Source organism: Advenella sp. (assembly GCF_052108595.1).
GTDB lineage: Bacteria > Pseudomonadota > Gammaproteobacteria > Burkholderiales > Burkholderiaceae_B > Advenella.
Genome location: NZ_JBQEAU010000024.1, coordinates 1 through 18,501 on the forward strand (window position 1 = coordinate 1; position 18,501 = coordinate 18,501).

Annotated in this window: 16 protein-coding genes; 5 read left to right on the forward strand and 11 right to left on the reverse strand. The window is 55.0% G+C overall.

Annotated features, from left to right (window positions below):
• The 4 genes from ACTIKR_RS06275 to ACTIKR_RS06290 form a co-directional block, all read right to left on the reverse strand.
• On the reverse strand, nt 1–267 hold a 267-nt coding region (locus tag ACTIKR_RS06275), incomplete at its 3' end, for a DoxX family membrane protein (RefSeq protein ID WP_442327402.1).
• A gap of 41 nt (nt 268–308) precedes the next feature.
• Nucleotides 309–1,097 (reverse strand): HvfC/BufC family peptide modification chaperone, encoded by a 789-nt coding sequence (locus ACTIKR_RS06280; protein WP_442327366.1) that lies wholly within the window; start codon nt 1,095–1,097, stop codon nt 309–311.
• Nucleotides 1,063–1,980: an MNIO family bufferin maturase gene (bufB, locus tag ACTIKR_RS06285; RefSeq protein ID WP_442327403.1), complete on the reverse strand. Its 918-nt coding sequence runs from the start codon at nt 1,978–1,980 to the stop codon at nt 1,063–1,065. The genes ACTIKR_RS06280 and bufB overlap by 35 nt, the downstream gene beginning before the upstream one ends.
• Before the next feature lie 39 nt (nt 1,981–2,019).
• Entirely contained in the window at nt 2,020–2,331 is a 312-nt protein-coding gene (locus ACTIKR_RS06290; RefSeq protein WP_442327367.1) for a BufA1 family periplasmic bufferin-type metallophore, read from the reverse strand.
• 552 nt (nt 2,332–2,883) lie between these two features.
• On the opposite strand from ACTIKR_RS06290, the gene ACTIKR_RS06295 reads away from it, so the two are divergent.
• Nucleotides 2,884–3,597: a haloacid dehalogenase type II gene (locus ACTIKR_RS06295; protein ID WP_442327368.1), complete on the forward strand. Its 714-nt coding sequence runs from the start codon at nt 2,884–2,886 to the stop codon at nt 3,595–3,597.
• A 62-nt stretch (nt 3,598–3,659) separates the two neighbouring features.
• On the opposite strand, the gene ACTIKR_RS06300 is transcribed toward ACTIKR_RS06295, so the two are convergent.
• The 3 genes from ACTIKR_RS06300 to ACTIKR_RS06310 form a co-directional block, all read right to left on the reverse strand.
• Nucleotides 3,660–4,976, reverse strand: a complete 1,317-nt coding sequence (locus tag ACTIKR_RS06300; RefSeq protein WP_442327369.1) for a PQQ-dependent sugar dehydrogenase — start codon at nt 4,974–4,976, stop codon at nt 3,660–3,662.
• Nucleotides 4,969–5,409, reverse strand: a complete 441-nt coding sequence (locus ACTIKR_RS06305; protein WP_442327370.1) for a DUF2231 domain-containing protein — start codon at nt 5,407–5,409, stop codon at nt 4,969–4,971. The genes ACTIKR_RS06300 and ACTIKR_RS06305 overlap by 8 nt, the downstream gene beginning before the upstream one ends.
• Nucleotides 5,410–5,654: 245 nt before the next feature.
• Entirely contained in the window at nt 5,655–7,181 is a 1,527-nt protein-coding gene (locus ACTIKR_RS06310) for an MFS transporter (protein ID WP_442327371.1), read from the reverse strand.
• Between the two features lie 103 nt (nt 7,182–7,284).
• Here ACTIKR_RS06310 and ACTIKR_RS06315 point away from each other — a divergent pair, with 103 nt between their 5' ends.
• Nucleotides 7,285–8,118, forward strand: a complete 834-nt coding sequence (locus ACTIKR_RS06315) for a helix-turn-helix transcriptional regulator (RefSeq protein WP_442327372.1) — start codon at nt 7,285–7,287, stop codon at nt 8,116–8,118.
• 201 nt (nt 8,119–8,319) lie between these two features.
• Here ACTIKR_RS06315 and ACTIKR_RS06320 read toward each other — a convergent pair whose 3' ends face one another.
• The 4 genes from ACTIKR_RS06320 to prpC are packed head-to-tail and all read right to left on the reverse strand — an operon-like array spanning nt 8,320 to nt 14,208.
• Complete coding sequence (locus ACTIKR_RS06320; RefSeq protein WP_442327373.1) at nt 8,320–9,180, reverse strand: isocitrate lyase/PEP mutase family protein; 861 nt, start codon at nt 9,178–9,180, stop codon at nt 8,320–8,322.
• A 56-nt stretch (nt 9,181–9,236) separates the two neighbouring features.
• Nucleotides 9,237–10,427, reverse strand: coding sequence for a 2-methylaconitate cis-trans isomerase PrpF (prpF, locus tag ACTIKR_RS06325; protein WP_442327374.1), 1,191 nt, complete (start codon nt 10,425–10,427; stop codon nt 9,237–9,239).
• 17 nt (nt 10,428–10,444) lie between these two features.
• Nucleotides 10,445–13,048 (reverse strand): Fe/S-dependent 2-methylisocitrate dehydratase AcnD, encoded by a 2,604-nt coding sequence (gene acnD / locus ACTIKR_RS06330; RefSeq protein ID WP_442327375.1) that lies wholly within the window; start codon nt 13,046–13,048, stop codon nt 10,445–10,447.
• Between the two features lie 5 nt (nt 13,049–13,053).
• Complete coding sequence (gene prpC / locus ACTIKR_RS06335) at nt 13,054–14,208, reverse strand: bifunctional 2-methylcitrate synthase/citrate synthase (RefSeq protein WP_193089368.1); 1,155 nt, start codon at nt 14,206–14,208, stop codon at nt 13,054–13,056.
• A 174-nt stretch (nt 14,209–14,382) separates the two neighbouring features.
• Between prpC and ACTIKR_RS06340 the strand changes: the two genes are divergently transcribed.
• The 3 genes from ACTIKR_RS06340 to ACTIKR_RS06350 all read left to right on the forward strand — a co-directional run bounded on the left by ACTIKR_RS06340 (nt 14,383) and on the right by ACTIKR_RS06350 (nt 18,347).
• Nucleotides 14,383–15,840: a short-chain fatty acyl-CoA regulator family protein gene (locus ACTIKR_RS06340; RefSeq protein ID WP_442327376.1), complete on the forward strand. Its 1,458-nt coding sequence runs from the start codon at nt 14,383–14,385 to the stop codon at nt 15,838–15,840.
• Between the two features lie 122 nt (nt 15,841–15,962).
• Nucleotides 15,963–16,931: a tripartite tricarboxylate transporter substrate binding protein gene (locus ACTIKR_RS06345; protein WP_442327377.1), complete on the forward strand. Its 969-nt coding sequence runs from the start codon at nt 15,963–15,965 to the stop codon at nt 16,929–16,931.
• 456 nt (nt 16,932–17,387) lie between these two features.
• Nucleotides 17,388–18,347, forward strand: coding sequence for a Bug family tripartite tricarboxylate transporter substrate binding protein (locus tag ACTIKR_RS06350; RefSeq protein WP_442327378.1), 960 nt, complete (start codon nt 17,388–17,390; stop codon nt 18,345–18,347).
• Nucleotides 18,348–18,501 lie beyond the last annotated feature (154 nt).

Consider the following 18,501-nt stretch of genomic DNA (forward strand, 5'->3'; position numbering starts at 1 on the left):
CAACAGAACTTCGCCACACGCGGCCAGAAATGCAATTGATGCCGGCGCAGGAAACGGATACGGCCCGCCGGGCAGATGCAACTGAAACTCATCGGTGAACAGGTAAATGGCCGTCTCGTTCAGTTGCAAAAACCCTTGCCACTTAAGCAGCCCAGAATTCAGAAACGGCACGGCGATGGCCAGGCGCAGCAGCAGTTGAACCAGCCAGGGTTGCGCGAGCCATTGCACCCGCTTGACGGCGCTGGCCTGCCAACTTGCAAGCAGCATCGGCAAAGTGACAGATTCATGTTGATGTTCTGACATTGTGGTCAAATCTCCGTATCAATGGTGGTGAACACGCCCAACGTGATCATGTCGGCCAGATTGGCCGACAGATCAAAGTCAGGAGCGTGTTCGAATGCGGTGTCTGCGGCCATGCCCAGTGGCATGCCTTCGAGCAATGCCAGGAGAAAGACAGCGCCGCCCGCGGGCAGGCGCGAGACCATGACATCCTGCTGGGGGCGCGTGATCAACGCATCTTCGGCCGCGCCCGATCTCAATGGAGACACCGGTCCATCGCGCTTGTTCATAACAAAAATCGCCACCGCCGGATACACCGAGCGCACGATCCGGGTGGCCGGATGCGCGCAAAAGCGCAACTGCGCCAGTGCCTCGGCAGGCACAGCGGCCAATTCTTGCGCGGTCAGTACCGGCTCGTCGGCGGCGTGATAGGCATCGAGCCAGGCGCGTTCGATGCGTGCCGTATCGGCCAGCCAGGGCATGCCCTGGGCAAACTCATAAGATTCGATAAAGGCAGGAAAATCACGCCCGTATTCGAACAACAACGGTGACACAGGCGGCGTAGCCCGCACATAAAAGCGCGCCATCGCCCGGAAAAACTCAGTGCCGGTGATACGTTGCACCGCGGGGTAGATGGCCGCCAGCGCATCAATCAAGCTCACCGTCACATTGTTTCGGTAAACGTTGTAGCGCTTCTGAACGCCCTTGCCTGTCCCAGCCGTGATATTTTCGGGGACGGGATAGTCGGGCTTGATCAAGCCGGGGCTGAACGCTTTTGCATATTCATACATCATCACCGCCCCCTTCTTGCGACTCATGTGCAGCCTGCGCAGTGCATTCGATCAAGAAATCCCGGACCCGCAGCCCTTGCGCTTTCAGAACAGACCAGGCCGGCAAATTGCTGTCCCACTCGATCAGCGTGGGGATGGGTCCTGTCCTGACAATCACATTCGCATACAGGTCCCATACCGCAGGGCTGACTTCACCGTCATGACTATCAATAAGCAGTGGCTGCCCTTCATCATCCTGCTGCACGCTATGGCCGGCCAGATGGATCTGCCCTACCCGATCTATCGGAAAATCAGCAAGATACTCCTGTGCGCTAAAGCCGTGGTTGGTCGCAGAAACATAGACGTTGTTGATATCCAGCAGTAGACCACAACCGGTCCGGCGTGCAACTTCGCACAAAAACGCAGTCTCGTTCATGTCCGAGCAGGCAAACTGAATGTACGTCGCCGGGTTCTCGATCAATAACGGGCGTTTAATCGCGCGCTGGATCTGATCGACATGCGCACATACGGTTTGCAACGTTTGCATTGTGTAAGGTAGGGGCAGCAGATCGTTGTAGAACGTATCACCATAAGAAGACCAGGCCAGATGCTCTGACACCAGTGCTGGCTCGCAGCGCCGAACCAGATCGGCGAACCGGCGCAGATGCTGAGGGTCCAGTGCTTGCGGGCCACCAATCGACATGCCCACGCCATGAATGGACAGCGGATAATCCCGGCCAATGGCCGCCAGTGCCCGCTGCGGCGGCCCACCCGCCCCCATATAGTTTTCCGCGTGAACTTCGAAGAATGCATCGACCAGGCCATCTTCCTGTATCGCACCAAGATGTTCATGCTTGAAACTGACACCGGCCAGCAGGCGCGCCGCGCCAGTACAAAGGGATTGGCGGCGCACGCCTTCCGGCGTGACTATCGGGGGGTGGTACACGGTGACCCTCTCTGGCCGCTAAAATCAGGCCTTGCCGGGCATCGTCGAACCGTGGCCACCACCAGGGATCTGAATACTGCTGCAGGTACCTGCCTGAACAAACTTCCAGGCGTTGCCCTGGAAATCCATGGTCGAGGTGCCCTGGCAGGTAGTGCCAGGACCGGCGGCGCAGTCGTTCTGGCCCTTAAGGGCAACACCGTAGCATTTCTCCTTTTTCGCAGCGACAGCTGCATCGGCTTCAGCCTTGGTGAGCGGTGCTGCATGGGCGGTGGATGCAAGAATGCCGGCAACGGCGCTGGCGAGCAAGGTCGAAGTAACTGTAAATTTGGCTGACATGAATTTCTCCTGTAGTTGAAGTAAGGCGCATCCTGAGCGGACACATAAGTTAGTTCGGCCGCCGTGATGATTCGGTTACAACACAGGAAAAATATTTTTTCTATGGCTCAGATAATGATCTGGTACTTGTCTCAAGCTGATTGTTCGCGCGACAAAACGTATGAAATACGTCGCGCGCAGTCCTGGAGAGTGATCTGTCTCGGCCAGGTTAGTACTAGCACGGGGCGGACCATCCCTTCGAGCAGTGCTCGCGTGCGGACCCCAATCTGGGTTTCAATCACGAACCAGCTTCCGCCGTTGCCCAGGCCATCATCGACGGCATAGAAACCAAAACCTTACAGGTGATCCGTGGAGGCGAGGTCTGCGAGGAAATAATTGCTCAGCACCGCGAAAATCCTCTGACCCTGGACGACAGGTTTGCGTTGCTCAAACCGCAGTTTGAGAAGGCGGTAAAAGACCATTGCGCCCTATAATGAAGCAATCTGAGGGGGCGATTTAAGATCCAATGGTCAAATAGCTCAGACATAAATTCAACAATTATGGAGAGGTGAAATGTCGAAAATTGAAGTATTGTTCTTCGATGTTCTGGGAACTGTCGTCGATTGGCGTGGCAGCATAGCAGCAGAGGCGGGTGCCTTTTTGAAGCGACACAACGCTTTGCATATCGACGCAGGTGCCTTCGCTGATGCCTGGGTCGGGCGCTATGACGCCTCGGTTGAAGCTATTCGCTGCGGTCAGCGACCCTTTGCGCCACTCGATCTCCTGAACATGGAGAACCTGGAAGCATGCCTGAAAGGGTTCGGGCTGACGCCCTCGACTTTACCGGGAGCCGAACTGGCAGAACTCAATATGGCCTGGCACCGCCTCAAGCCTTGGCCGGATTCGGTAGAGGGTCTTTCCAGCTTGAAGGAACGCTTCATCATCTCACCGCTGTCCGACGGAAACACCCGACTGCTGGTGGACATGGCAAAACATGCGGGGCTGCCATGGGACACCATCCTTGGCGCTGATGTCTCAGGGGCCTATAAACCGATGCCACAGGTTTATCTTCGTGCTTGCGAGCTGATGAGTGTAGACCCGGATAGAGCGATACTGGTCGCCGCCCATGACTACGATCTGGACGCCGCGCGCCAATGCGGATTGAAGACCGCGTATGTCGTTCGCACGAATGCGCATGATCCGTCAAAGACTGAAGTTGTCAAATCGCTCGAAGCTTGGGATTACATGGCAAACGATTTAATCGAACTGGCTGCGCTTCTGAAGTAAAATTCCAGGGCTGCTCACCGGCGGCCCTGGAAATCCTAAACACCGCACTGCCAGCGCCAATACTACTGGCTGGCGGCCGTGACGCGCCAGACTGTATTGCCCACGTCGTCCGCAAAGAGAAGTGCGCCGTCTTTCGCCTGGGTCAGACCCACCGGTGCGCCATAAAGACTCGCCTCATCTTCAGACAGGAAGCCAGAGACAACAGTCTCGGCTTTTCCCGCGGGCTTGCCATCGCGAAACGGAATATAGCTGATCCGATAGCCATTTAACGGCGTTCTGTTCCAGCTGCCATGCTCGCTGACAAAGGCGCCGCCGCGGTATTTTTCCGGAAGCTGCTGGCCGGTATAAAAATGCACGCCAAGGGGCGCAACATGCGAGCCCAGGGAATAGTCAGGCACAATCGCCTTGCTGACAAGATCCGGGCGCTGAGGCTTGACGCGAGTATCAATATGCTGGCCGAAGTAGCTATAAGGCCAGCCGTAAAATCCCCCGTCCTTTACCGACGTGAGGTAATCGGGCACGAGGTCTGGCCCGATCTCATCGCGTTCGTTGACGATTGTCCAAAGCTTTCCAGATTCAGGTTCCCAGTCCAGGCCGGTGGGATTGCGCAGACCGGACGCAAAAATCCTGCTTGCGCCATTATCCACATCCACTTCAAGGACCGTTGCACGACGATACTCGATGGCCATGCCGTTCTCGGTAATATTGCTGTTGGAGCCCACCCCAACATAGAGTTTTGTGCCATCGGCACTTGCCAGCAGCGCCTTGGTCCAGTGGTGATTGATGGTGTCGGGTAAATCAGTAAACTGCGTGCCGGGGTCCGACAGGCGCGTTTCCCCGGACACGTAACGATACTTCATGATATTTCCGGTATTGGCAACGTACAACGTGTCGCCAATGAGCTGGACACCGAAGGGCGAATCAAGATTTTCCAGGAAAGTGTGCTTTTCCCACTCGCCTGACTGGCTGTTTTGTCGCAAGAGCGTGATCCGGTTTCCGCCTTTACCCCCCTTGCCCGAGCGCCCCATCACCTGGCCGGCGAAGAGCTTTTTCGGTGTCGTGATGGGAGCGGTGCCCGGTGAATTTGATTCTACAACCAGTACATCTCCGTTGGGCAGCGTATAAAGCTGTCGCGGATGAAGCAGGCCACTGGCGATCTTTTCGATCTGCAATCCGCTGGCGGCTACTGGTTTCTTGTCTGCTGCCCAACCGACACCGCGCGGCACTTGCATGGGAGGAGAAAAAAAGTTTTGCGGTTCAGGCAGCGAAGGATTGGCTCCCAGCTGTTCGTCCGGACCCATTGGCGCCTTGTCGTCACATGCCACCAGCAATACGCTGAGCACAACAACAAGGGGCATTCCCCATTTGAGCTTAGACATGATTCGCCCTCCTTGGTGCATAAAACGTCGAAGCGATAATGAGAGATAGCGCAATGCACGCGACCGTAACGACAGACAGAATCATGCCGGAGGGCATGACCGCGTATGCGTCCCGGCTATGAACGAACGCGTTGAGAATGGCAGCCAAAATGCCGATGAGATTGAGACCGAAATCGAGCTTTTCTGCGCCCAGGACCAACCGGCCTCGCGGGATCCACACATGAATCAGATTAATCAGACGCGGAATAATGGCAAAGAACAGACCAATAGTAATGAGCCACGCTGCGCTTTTACTCCACATCATCTCGGCAGTCTGGAAATACACGACGTCAAAGATCAATGCCGCGACGAAAAATCCGAAAGGAATGGGATTGAACAACTGATAGACAGAATTAGCCAATGATGACCGTAACCGCTGTGTAGGGGCAGTCATAAACACCTCCTCTTTGCAGGTAATAGCCGCTAACACTCAAGCGGCAAACAGAAACAGGAACCGGCTCGACCATGTTTCGTAATCACAGTTGTCATTCGAACACACTTGACCGAGTTAATCAACAAAAGAGGCGTTGAATATATTTGTTTACCGAACCCAACCAGTATCGACATATTTGCATCCACAGACACAGGTCTGTAGATTGAGGCTCAGTCTCGCATTCAGCCTTGATTCAGGCATCTGAATCAACTTGCAGTTATATGCCGCAGTTTGATCGCCGCCAACACCGCCAGGCAGGCAATGCCGGCAGCGCTCGCTGTAGCGGATACATTGAACCCTGCCATGAATGCCGCTTGCGCCTGTTCTAACAGGCCGGCCGGCAATTGGCGCGAGACAGCGACACTTCCGGCAAGACTATCTGACACGGCGTGCCGAATGCCGTTGGACAGCGTTTCAGGCACTTGATCGGCCATCCGGGATCGATATACGGCAGTCGTCATGCTGCCTAATATGGCAATGCCCACGGCCAGACCAAGCTCCTGCACCGTCTCGGACATGGCCGATGCTGAACCTGCCTTCTCAGCTGGTGCAGCACCCACAACCATTTCTGTTCCCAGCGCGGCGATGGTGCCCAGGCCCAGATATACCAGCGAAAATGCCGCAGTGACCAAAGCAACGCCATGCGACGAATGATTCAGTTGCGTCAGCATCAGGTAGCCAATAACCGACAGCCCCAGCGCCCCGGCGATTACATAACCCGGGCGAATCCGCCGTGCAAGCAGTGGCGCGCCAATGCCTGCCGCCAGCATGGCAAGCGCCGGGGGACCCATCCACAGACCTGCTGACAACGGCGATAAGCCGACAACCAATTGCAAGTACTGGGTAACCAGCAACATCGTCCCGCCGACACCGACCAGACCAACAAGGAGCACCACAAGGGCAATACAGAACGCCTGGTTGGAGAACAAATCAAGATCAAGTAACGGACTGGCCAGTCGACGCTGGCGACGGACAAAAAGCGCCACGAAGAACAGCCCAATGGCCATCGCTGACGTGGCGATGATATCGATCCCGTCCTTGGACATGTGCTTGATGCCGTAGACGATAGGCAACAAGGCAAGCAACGACAAGATGACGCTGAGTATGTCCAGGCGCCCCTGTTGCGGGGAACTGTACTCAGGCAGGAGAAACGGAGCAGCAACGAGCAAAAGCCCGACAAATGGAAGCGCAACCAGAAAGGCGGCGCCCCACCCATAGTGTTCCAGCAACACGCCACCGACCACAGGCCCGGCCGCCATGCCTAGCGCAAACATGGTCGCCCACAAGCCTATGGCCAGGGCGCGCTGATGTGGATGAAAAAACATATTGCTGATGAGCGCCAGTGTTGACGGCATCAGGGTGGCGCCCGCAACGCCAAGCAATACGCGTGCGACAATCAGCATGGAAGCGCTCGTTGAGCAGGCCGCCATCACGGAAGCCGCGCCAAAGGCGGCTGCACCCACCATAAGTAGTTTGCGCCGTCCGATGCGATCGCCCAGCGTTCCCATTGAAACAAGCAGGCCGGCAATCATGAAACCATAGGCATCGATAATCCAAAGTGCCTGTGTACTTGTCGGGCGCAAGTCTATCGCAAGTGCCGGCAACACCAAATGCAATAGCGTCAGGTCAAGCCCGAGCAGGATGGTCGGCAGGGCCAGCAACGCGAGTCCGACCCACTCACGAACGCCGGCACGTCTTTCAGACAAGGGAGATGAATCATCAAATGCAATCACAAGTAGCTCCAGGTTTACTGCGTTTGTTGCGGAAACTACATTTTCAGCGCAAAATCATCCCATTACAATTTAAGTAATTATCCTATTACTGGTAACAATAGCCATGATCGAGCGAAGCCTGCATCGCACCAAAACCGAGTTATCCGAATTTCTGATTCGACACCGCAACAAGCTGACGCCGGCCGATGTGGGCCTGCCCGATAATGGACGACGCCGCACGCCGGGTCTGCGACGGGAAGAAGTCGCTGCGCTGGCTGGTGTAGGACTCACGTGGTACACTTGGTTTGAACAGGGACGGGACATCCAGGTATCAGAGAAATTCCTGCTGAATATTGCCTATACCCTCAAGCTTGACGACACAGAATGCAGTCATCTGTTTCTTTTGGCTCACAAGCGACCGCCGCCACCAGAGGCAAATCATTGGTTAACCGTCTCGCCACTCATCCAGCAATTAATGGATGATCTGGTCACAAGACCAGCTTATGTGATCAATCTGCGCTGGGATGTCATTGCCTGGAACGCCGCGGCCGATGATTTATTCGAGTTCAGCTCGCAGGAGCATGAGAGGCGAAACATATTGCGTATGGTGTTCGCCGACCCCGACATGCGATGGCGCTTTTGCGCCTGGCGTGAAGACGCGCCAAAGCTGCTGGCCCAATTCCGCTACGACTTCGCCATGGCTCCTGACGATTCCTCCATGCTCGCTTTGGTTGATTCTTTAACGCAGTTGTCACCGGGTTTTCGGCGCTGGTGGCAAGCGTCTGGCAATGAGCCGGCCCGGCGCGCCATGAGATCGATCATGACAGCCAATAACACGTGCCAGAATTTCCGCCATGAAACGCTTGTGGTGGATGAACACCGGCATCTCAAAATGGTGGTGTATTTTGCCGATCAAACGCAACGATCAAGGATAGCAAAACTATGGCGCCGATGCTGAACAATAACGCTGGACGCCTCGTGACAATAGCATGCTGCGCGATGCGGGATCATGGCAAACGCCCGGATATGCGTGGCGCTACCCGGGCCAATTGATCAAGGACTTTTTTGTGTTGCGCCCCCATATCGGCCAGGCGCGTCAACCCGATAGCGCACGTGAGCCTTGAAACAACGTTGCGCAAATCAATACCAACTGACTGGTTCAGCTGTAGCGACTTTCCAGCTCGTCCCATTCAGGTTTACCAACCAGCCGTTGACGTTCGGCAAAAGATGCTACCAGCCCGCTGGATTCTTGCACTTCCTTCTCGTCGCGCAGCACCGTCAGTGTTTTCTGCATGCCCGCTACCGCGCCCTGCAAGGCAGCGTTGGCATACAGTACGATGCCATAGCCCAGCTCGCCAAGTTGATCGGCATTGAAAATGGGCGTACGACCACCGATCACCATGTTCATAAGTTGAGGTTTGGCAAGACGCTGGGGCAGCACCCGTACTTGCTCAGCTTCTGTTACTGCTTCCACAAACAGAATGTCGGCGCCGGCCTCGGCAAATTTCTCTGCACGCTCTATCGCCGCCTCAAACCCGAGCGTGGCTGCCGCATCGGTGCGTGCCATGATCAAAAAGTCCGGATCCTGGCGTGCATCGACCGCAGCCTTGATCTTGCTGACCGCCTCTTCAGTGGATATCACCTCTTTGCCTGAAAAATGGCCGCAGCGCTTGGGCGCAACTTGATCTTCCAGCTGGATGCAATCGGCGCCCGCACGCTCCAGAACCCGCACGGTATGGCGAACGTTCAACGCATTGCCAAAGCCCGTATCGGCATCAACGATCAATGGGACATCCACCGCATCGCGAATCCTTGCGGTGTGTTCGGCAATCTCGTGCAAACCCATGAACCCCTGATCCGGCATGCCAAACCACATATTGGTCACGCCTGCGCCCGTCACGTAGATGGCTTCAAAGCCAAGATCGGCGATAACTTTGGCCGACAAGGCATTGAATGCGCCTGGAACGATAATGCCACGGCGAGCTTCGACGAGTGACCTGAGTTGCTTTCTTGTCGACATGCAGTAAATCCTTTTTTATTTGAGGGTATTAAAAGTTAAATTTTCTCGTACACTTTTCAAAGTGTACCCGCAGGAATCCGGACATAGCCTTCCATCAATACGCGGGCGCTTCGGCTCATAAGCACTTTTTTCACAGTCCACTGCCCTGCTTCTTCAATCGCTTGCGCGCCAACCCGCAGCGTACCCGATGGATGGCCGAAAGTCACGGACTGGCGCTCGCTCCCGCCGGCAGCCAGATTGACCAGGGTGCCGGGAATGGCCGCTGCCGTACCGATGGCCACTGCGGCGGTGCCCATCATCGCATGGTGCAATTTTCCCATGGAAAGCGCCCGTACGACCAGATCAATGTTGCCGGCTGAAACTTGCTTGCCGCTGGATGCGGTGTAGTCGGCAGACTGACCGACAAAGGCCACTTTGGGCGTGTGCTGACGATGTTCGGCCTCTTCAATGTTGGCAATGAGTCCCATACGCAGTGCCCCATGGGCGCGTATGGCTTCAAACATGGCCAACGTCTTGACATCGCTGTTGATCGCATCCTGCAACTCTGTGCCGGTAAAGCCGATATCCCGGGCATTCACAAAGACGGTAGGAATACCGGCATTGATCATGGTGGCCTTCAACTTACCGACACCGGGCACGTCCAGGTCATCGATCAGATTGCCAGTTGGAAACATGGCGCCTGCCGCACCGTCTTCTTCTGCGGCCGGGTCCACGAATTCGAGCTGCACTTCGGCTGCGGGAAAGGTAACCCCATCCAGCTCAAAATCGCCGGTCTCCTGTACCGCGCCGTTGGTGATGGGCACGTGCGACACGATGGTCTTGCCGATATTGGCCTGCCATATGCGCACGGTGGCAACCCCATTTTGCGGGATACGGTCGGCGTCAATCAATCCGTTGCTGATGGCATACGGCGCCACGGCGGCCGAAAGGTTTCCGCAATTGCCGCTCCAGTCGATGAAGGGTTTGTCGATGGATACCTGGCCGAACAGGTAGTCTACATCGTGCCCGGCGCGCTCGCTTTTGGACAGGATGACAACCTTGCTGGTGCTCGATGTGGCGCCGCCCATGCCGTCGGTGTGCTTGCCGTAAGGATCCGGGCTGCCAATCACACGCAACAAGAGCGCGTCGCGCGCGGCGCCGGGTGCCTGAGCGGATTCGGGCAGATCATTCAACCGAAAAAAAACCCCTTTGCTGGTGCCACCACGCATATAGGTCGCGGCAATTTTAATCTGTGGTGCGTGAGTCATTGGTTTTTCCATGTCTGTCATGCTCCCTGGCTGGCTGCCGGCATCTCAATGAAGTCCTGCGCGAAGCGTTGCAAGACGCCGCCGGCCTCATAGATGGACACTTCTTCGGCCGTGTCCAGACGGCAGGTAACCGGCACTTCCAGGCGTTCACCGTTTTTACGAAGGATCACAAGTGTGAGCGTTGATCTTGGTTCGGGCGTTCCAACCACATCGTAGGTTTCTGTACCATCAATGTTAAGCGTCTGGCGATTAACGCCGGGTTTGAATTCAAGCGGCAATACGCCCATACCGACAAGATTGGTACGGTGGATGCGTTCAAAGCCTTCTGCAACAATGGCCTCTACACCAGCAAGACGTACACCCTTGGCTGCCCAGTCTCGTGAAGAACCCTGGCCATAATCTGCCCCCGCCACGATAATCAGTGGCTGCTTGCGTTCCATATACGTTTCGATGGCCTCCCACATGCGCACAACCTTGCCTTCCGGTTCAATGCGAGCCAGGGAGCCTTGTTTGATAGCGCCGTTTTCCTGCACCATTTCATTAAGCAGCTTGGGGTTGGCAAAGGTGGCCCGTTGCGCCGTCAGATGATCGCCCCGATGCGTTGCGTAAGAGTTGAAGTCCTCTTGCGGCAGGCCCATCTTATCCAGGTATTCGCCTGCAGCGCTGTTGAGCAGGATGGCGTTGGACGGCGACAGGTGGTCTGTGGTGATATTGTCCCCCAGCACCGCCAGCGGACGCATGCCCTTGAGTGCACGCTCGCCTGCCAGCGCACCTTCCCAGTATGGTGGGCTGCGAATGTAGGTGCTCTGCGGGCGCCAGTCATACAAAGGACTGACCGCTTCGCCATCACGCACGCTAAGCGCAAACATCGGTTCGTATACGCTGCGAAACTGCTCGGGTTTGACACTACTGGCGACAATGGCATCGATTTCTTCATCGGTAGGCCAGATGTCTTTGAGCGTAACGGGCTGACCGTTCTGGTCCGTGCCTAAAACGTCTTTCTCTATGTCAAAGCGGATGGTGCCGGCGATGGCGTAAGCCACGACCAGAGGCGGCGATGCCAAAAAAGCCTGCTTGGCGTATGGGTGGATACGACCGTCGAAATTGCGGTTGCCTGATAGGACCGCTGTGGCATACAGATCGCGGTCGATAATTTCCTGCTGTATTACGGGATCCAGGGCGCCACTCATGCCATTACAGGTGGTACAGGCAAAGCCCACAATGCCAAAGCCCAGCTTCTCCAGTTCTGGCAGCAGATTTGCTTCTTCCAGATAGAGCTGGACCGCCTTGGAACCAGGCGCCAGCGATGATTTGACCCAGGATTTGCGTAACAGGCCTCGCGCGTTGGCGTTACGCGCCAACAGCCCGGCCGCAATCACATTCCGTGGGTTACTCGTGTTGGTGCAACTGGTGATCGCTGCAATGATCACGGCCCCATCGGGCATTAAACCAGGCTGGTCTTCGACCACGCCAGAAATCCCAAACCCGGCAAGCTCGGAGGTGGGCACACGACGATGTGGATTGGATGGGCCTGCAATATTGCGCACCACAGATGACAAATCGAATGTCAGTACGCGCTCGTACTGGGCTGTTTGCAAACTGTCGGCCCATAGACCAGCCTGCCTGGCATAGGTCTCCACCAGCTTGACCTGCTCATCGTCGCGTCCGGTCAGCTTCAGATAATCAATCGTTTGCTGATCGATATAAAACAGCGCTGCGGTGGCGCCATACTCGGGCGTCATATTCGAAATCGTGGCGCGATCGCCCAGCGTCAGGCGGGCCGCACCTTCGCCGTAAAACTCCAGGTACGACGATACCACTTTCTGGCTGCGCAAAAACTCGGTCAACGCCAGAACCAGATCAGTGGCGGTAATGCCAGGCTGCAGTTGCCCGGTGAGTTCGACACCGATAATGTCTGGCAAACGCATCCAGGAGGCGCGACCCAGCATCACGCTCTCGGCCTCCAGACCACCCACGCCAATAGCGATGACGCCCAGCGCATCTACGTGTGGGGTATGGCTGTCGGTACCAACAAGGGTATCAGGGAAGGCGACCCCGTCGCGACTGTGGATGACCGGCGACATCCGCTCCAGATTGATCTGATGCATAATGCCGTTGCCCGGCGGAATGACATCGACATTCTTGAATGCCTTCTTTGTCCAATTGATAAAATGAAAGCGATCGTCATTGCGGCGATCCTCGACGCCGCGATTCTTGGCAAAGGCGTCCTTGTCGAAACCAGCATATTCGACGGCCAATGAATGGTCTACGATCAACTGCGTAGGGACCACCGGATTGATCTGGGCTGGGTCGCCACCTTGTTTGGCAATGGCCTCGCGCAACCCGGCCAGGTCCACAAGCGCGGTCTGACCCAGTATATCGTGGCACACCACGCGCGCTGGAAACCACGGAAAATCCAGGTCGCGCTTTCGTTCAATCAGTTGCCGCAGTGAGTCCGTCAGCGTCGCAGGGTCGCAACGACGCACCAGGTTTTCAGCGAATACGCGGGAGGTATACGGTAATGTATCGTAGGCATTGGGCTCAATCGCATCGACCGCCGAGCGCGCATCGAAGTAATCCAGCCCCGTGCCGGGCAGTGGCTTGCGGTTTATAGTATTCATAGGAATTAGCGTTGGTCCAGCGGGATGAATGTCTGATCTTCCGGACCAGTATAGTTGGCCGTCGGACGAATAATCTTGTTATCGATACGTTGTTCGATAATGTGAGCAGCCCAGCCTGCGGTGCGCGCAATAACGAACAGCGGTGTGAACATGGCAGTAGGTACACCCATCATATGATAGGACACGGCCGAGAACCAGTCCAGGTTGGGGAACATTTTCTTGCTGTCCCACATGACGCTTTCCAGGCGCTCAGCAATGTCGAACATCTTCATGTTCTGCTGCGTTGCCGACAGCTTGCGCGAAACCTCTTTTATTACCTTGTTGCGTGGGTCGGAAACAGTATACACAGGATGACCAAAGCCGATGACCACCTCTTTGTTTTCTACGCGACGACGGATATCGGCTTCGGCTTCATCCGGTGTTTCATAGCGTTTTTGTACTTCAAAAGCGACTTCATTGGCACCACCGTGCTTGGGGCCACGCAGCGCACCAATCCCACCGGTAATAGCCGAATACATATCCGAACCCGTACCGGCAATGACACGACACGTGAAAGTGGAAGCATTGAACTCGTGTTCAGCGTATAAGTTCAGTGAAGTATGCATGGCATGAACCCACTCATCGGAGGGTTCCTCGCCATGCAGCAGGTGTAAGAAATGCCCGCCAATACTGTCATCGTTGGTCTCAACGTCTATGCACTTGCCGTTATGACTGTAGTGGTACCAATACAGCAGGGCCGAGCCCAGACTGGCCATCAAGCGGTCTGCAATGTCGCGCGCATCCGGCAGATTGTGATCGTCTTTTTCAGGCAGCACACACCCCAAGACCGATACCGCCGTGCGCATAACATCCATTGGATGACTGGAAGCGGGCAAGGCTTCAAGCGCATGTTGCAATTGAGCCGGCAGGCCGCGTAAGCGACGCAGCTTCAATTTATAGGATGCCAGTTCTGCCTTATTGGGCAGTTTTCCGTGGATGAGCAGGTGGGCCACCTCTTCGAATTCACAGGTTTGCGCAATATCCAGAATATCGTAACCGCGGTAGTGCAGATCGTTCCCGCTGCGGCCCACGGTACATAGCGCGGTATTGCCGGCCACCACGCCGGACAGCGCGACCGATTTCTTTGGTTTAAAGCCCTTTACTTCAGATGCTTGTGTCATCGTATCCACCCTCTTCTATGCAATAGAAATATTGCGCAACAATCAAGATTTGCAGTTTACGCAAAACAACCGGCAATTGCATCAATAAGAAGGCGAATGTTGGTAAACTCCTTACTGAGAATTTGCGAATTTTGCGAATTTAATAAGAATGCGGCTTTTATAGAATGGGGCACCATGCGAAAAATATTTATGGGCGTACGGTTACGCCGTTTGCGCGAAGAGCGAAAACTGACCCAGATAGGGCTGGCTCGCATGCTGGGCCTGTCAGCCAGCTACCTGAATCAGATCGAACAGAACCAGCGGCCGTTGACGATGTCGGTCCTGTTACGTTTGAGCGAAGTGTTCAATATGGACGTCAATACGTTTTCAGACGACGAGCAGACGCGTATGGTGGCTGCGCTGCATGAGGTTGCGGCTACCCTGCCGGCGTCTGCGCTTGGCGGACGCGAAGCGGCGCGAATCTCTCATGCTGAAATGCGCGAAATCGCAACGAACATGCCCGCCGTGGGCCGGGTTTTGATCGACCTGCATCGACGTCACCGCGAAGCGGCGGACCGACTGGAAGCGATGGCAGAAAAGATGACCTATAAGGATCCCGAGGATCCTGCAGACGCGCTGATGATACAGACACAACCCTACGAGGAAGCGCGCGATTTTTTCTTCACCCATCACAACCATTTCTCGGAACTGGATGCTCACGCTGAGCAATGCCATCTATCCTGGGGGCTTTCTGACGTCGCCCCACAAGGCCTGGCCGAACGGCTGGCGCAGCGTTTGCGCGAGCAGCACGGCGTCATTGTAGACACGCTGCCCGCAGAAAAGGGTTTGCAGCGTGCTTACGACCCGGCGCTTCGTCGCCTTAGCCTGCCCCCACATATAACGCCCGGACAGCGGGCCTTTCAAATGGGAACACAACTGGCATTTCTGGAACTGAACAACATGCTGGAGCGCATGGTGGACGCGCCTCGATTTTCCAGTCAGGCTGTACGCAAATTAGTACGCCTGGGTCTGGCCAACTATTTTGCGGCAGCGCTTATCCTGCCCTACCGGCAGTTCCTGGAGTCCGCCGAGCAATTGCAATACGACATTGACCTGTTAGGGCAACGCTTTGGCGTCAGCTTCGAGACAGTCTGCCATCGCCTGAGCACCATGCAGCGGCCCGACGCAACCGGCGTGCCGTTTTTCTTTATTCGGGTGGACCGCGCGGGTAACATCTCAAAACGTCAGTCTGCGGCTCACTTTCATTTCTCTCGTGTCGGTGGGGCCTGTCCTTTATGGAATGTATACGAAGCCTTCTCGAGTCCAGGCCGGATTCTCAGGCAACTGGCCCGCATGCCGGATGGGCGCGTTTACCTGTGGATTGCGCGTACGGTATGTCACCAGACCGGCGGATTCGGACAACCGACAAAGGATTTCGCTGTGGCGCTAGGGTGCGATGTGAAGCACGCGCATCGCCTTGTTTATGCAAAAGGACTGGATTTCAGCAATCCGGATACGCCGACACCCATCGGCATGGGGTGCCGGGTGTGCGAGCGGCCGCAATGCGCGCAACGTGCATTTCCCTATATTGGTCGGGAACTGGATGTCAATGAAAACGTCAGCAGCATGTCTCCCTACCCCATGAACAACTAAAAAAATTCCGGTACGCAGAACGCGCTACAGCCCGTTATGTGTTTGAAATTAATACATTTATAATTGCCGTTTAATTGCATCAGCAGGCAGCTTCTGTCTGCGTTAATAACCACAGGCAACACATGAAGAAAATGATCAATCCAATCAAGTTTATGAATATCGCGCTCCTGGCTATCGCACCATGCCTTGCTCATGCAGCCGGCAATTATCCCGACAAAGCCATCAGCATCGTGGTCCCGTATGCGGCAGGCGGCTCGACGGATCTGATCGGACGCGCGCTGGGCGAAAGTATGGGACGATACCTTAAACAAACAATCGTCATCGAAAACAAGCCAGGCGCTGCGGGCTCCATGGGCGCACAGGAAATGGTCCGGGCCCGACCCGACGGCTACAAATTGACACTGGCGCCCCATGGCATTTTCAGACAACCCTATCTGCAAAAGACCCGCTATGATCCGATAAAGGACCTGACCTATATTGCATCGTTTTCAACCTATGATTTTGCGCTTGTCGTGGATGCCAAATCACAAGTAAAAACCGTCAAGGAATTTGTCGATTATGCCAAGCAGCATCCTGACGAGATCAGTGTCGGCACACCCGGGCGCTTTACCGGAAACCAGATGGTCATGGTCGAGCTGGGCAATGCCACCGGCGCCAAATTAACGCACGTCCCCTACAAGGGCGATGCCGAGGCGATCACGGCACTGCTGGGTGGCCATATCAAAGCGGCCATCACCACCAATAGCATCCTGCCCTATATGGAAGCGGGAAGCGTCCGTGTCCTGGCGGTCGCATCCAAGGAGCGGCTCAAGGCATTCGACGGCGTCCCCACATTCACGGAAGCCGGTTATCCTGTCGTCATCCCCTCCCCTCTGGGGTTGGCAGGACCAAAAGGCATGCCTTCCTCGATCGTGGAAAAACTGGATGCAGCGGTTGCTGCAGCAGTTAAGGATCCGGTATTTTTGAAAGCCATCGGCGCCTACGGGATTCAGACTTATTACATGAATCACACGCAGTACGCCGAGTTTGCTGTAAAAACGTTCGCCGAGGAAAAGGATATTGTGAGCAAAATGAACGAAAACAATAAGTGAACGCCACAAGCCTGATTGAAGTTCGGCTTTGACGCCGTCTTCAATCGGTATCGGATCGGTACGCTGTGTCGCCCTGGCTTTGCCGGGGCGTTTTTTTACCCGAGACGTATATCGACCAAGCCTAAAAAACCAGTGCTTAATGTCGTCGCGCACTATAGCTGCAAATCTGGTGAACATTTGAAAACTGACAGTGACAGATCTATTCTTGACACATCAAGTACTGCACCCACTTGGACAGTCAATCTGCGACAAACAACGCCACCGACGCTGATCAGGCCACGAACCCGAGAACATGTTCCGCTGTGCAAAAGTCTCGCTTGCCCGGCCTTGCTCATTTTCGGCTTAGTGTTGCATTTCAAGCAGAATCGCATGCTTTTCTAGTGAAATCCCTCGTTATCTTTTATTGAATTTTTGTTATTCTAAAAAGCATTAAACCTAACCAAGGATAAAACGATAATGAAAACAACAGGGACATATCTGTTCATCATTTCCATGCTCGCTGCACTTGCTGCTCCCGTTACAGCGCAAGCAGCATGGCCTGAAAAACCCATCACAGTCATCGTCCCCTACACACCTGGTGGCGCAACCGATACAGTCAGCCGGGTAGTTATGCAAAAACTGTCCGAGCGCTTGAAGCAGCCCATCGTCATTGAAAATAAACCTGGCGCGAACGGGACGATCGGTACCGGCCAGGCGGCAAGGGCAAAACCGGATGGCTACACATTCGTTACCGTATTGGCGGCTCATTCGATCAACCCTCACCTGTATAAACTTAACTATAGCGATGATGATTTCGTGCCGGTTTCACATATGGCCGACCTGCCGCTGTTCCTGTTCATCAACAACACCATTCCGGCAAATAACCTGAAAGAGCTGGTCGAATATGGAAAGAAAAACCGCCTGACCTACGCATCAAGCGGTATTGGATCCAGCGCCCATCTGACTGGCACAAACTTTGCGCAAGTGGCAGGCATTCAAATGACACATGTCCCGTACAAAGGCAGTGCGCCTATTTTGTCCGATCTTCTGGCCGGTCGGGTCTCCATGGTCTTTGACCCGATATTAGTTCCTATGGCATACGCGAAACAGGGCAAGCTCAAAGCACTGGCGATTACCTCTGCAAAGCGCTGGGAAGACGAACAAGATATTCCGACCATGCAAGAGGCAGGATACAAGGGCTTTATCATGAAATCCTGGGCATCGCTCATGGCACCAAAAGGCACGCCGCAGGATATCATCGACACCGTATCCAAAAACTTGATTGAGGTAGCAAAAGATCCTGACGTGAAGGAAAAGTTCAAGGCGGCAGGGTTTGTTCCCGTTGGCAGCACGCCTGCTGAACTGGCACAGTTGATCAAAACCGATTCGTCGTTTTACGAAAAAATTATCAAGGAAAACGACATTACGGTGAAGTGATCCAAAGGCCGATAATTTTACTGTTCGTCAATGCGATCGCGCTAAGCGCATCCGCAACCTGCGGCGTACAGAAAATCCAAGTGGTTCAAGGTGAGACTGGCATCATGCCAGTCTCACCTTGAAAAAGGATATTCTATTTGAAATATACAAATGG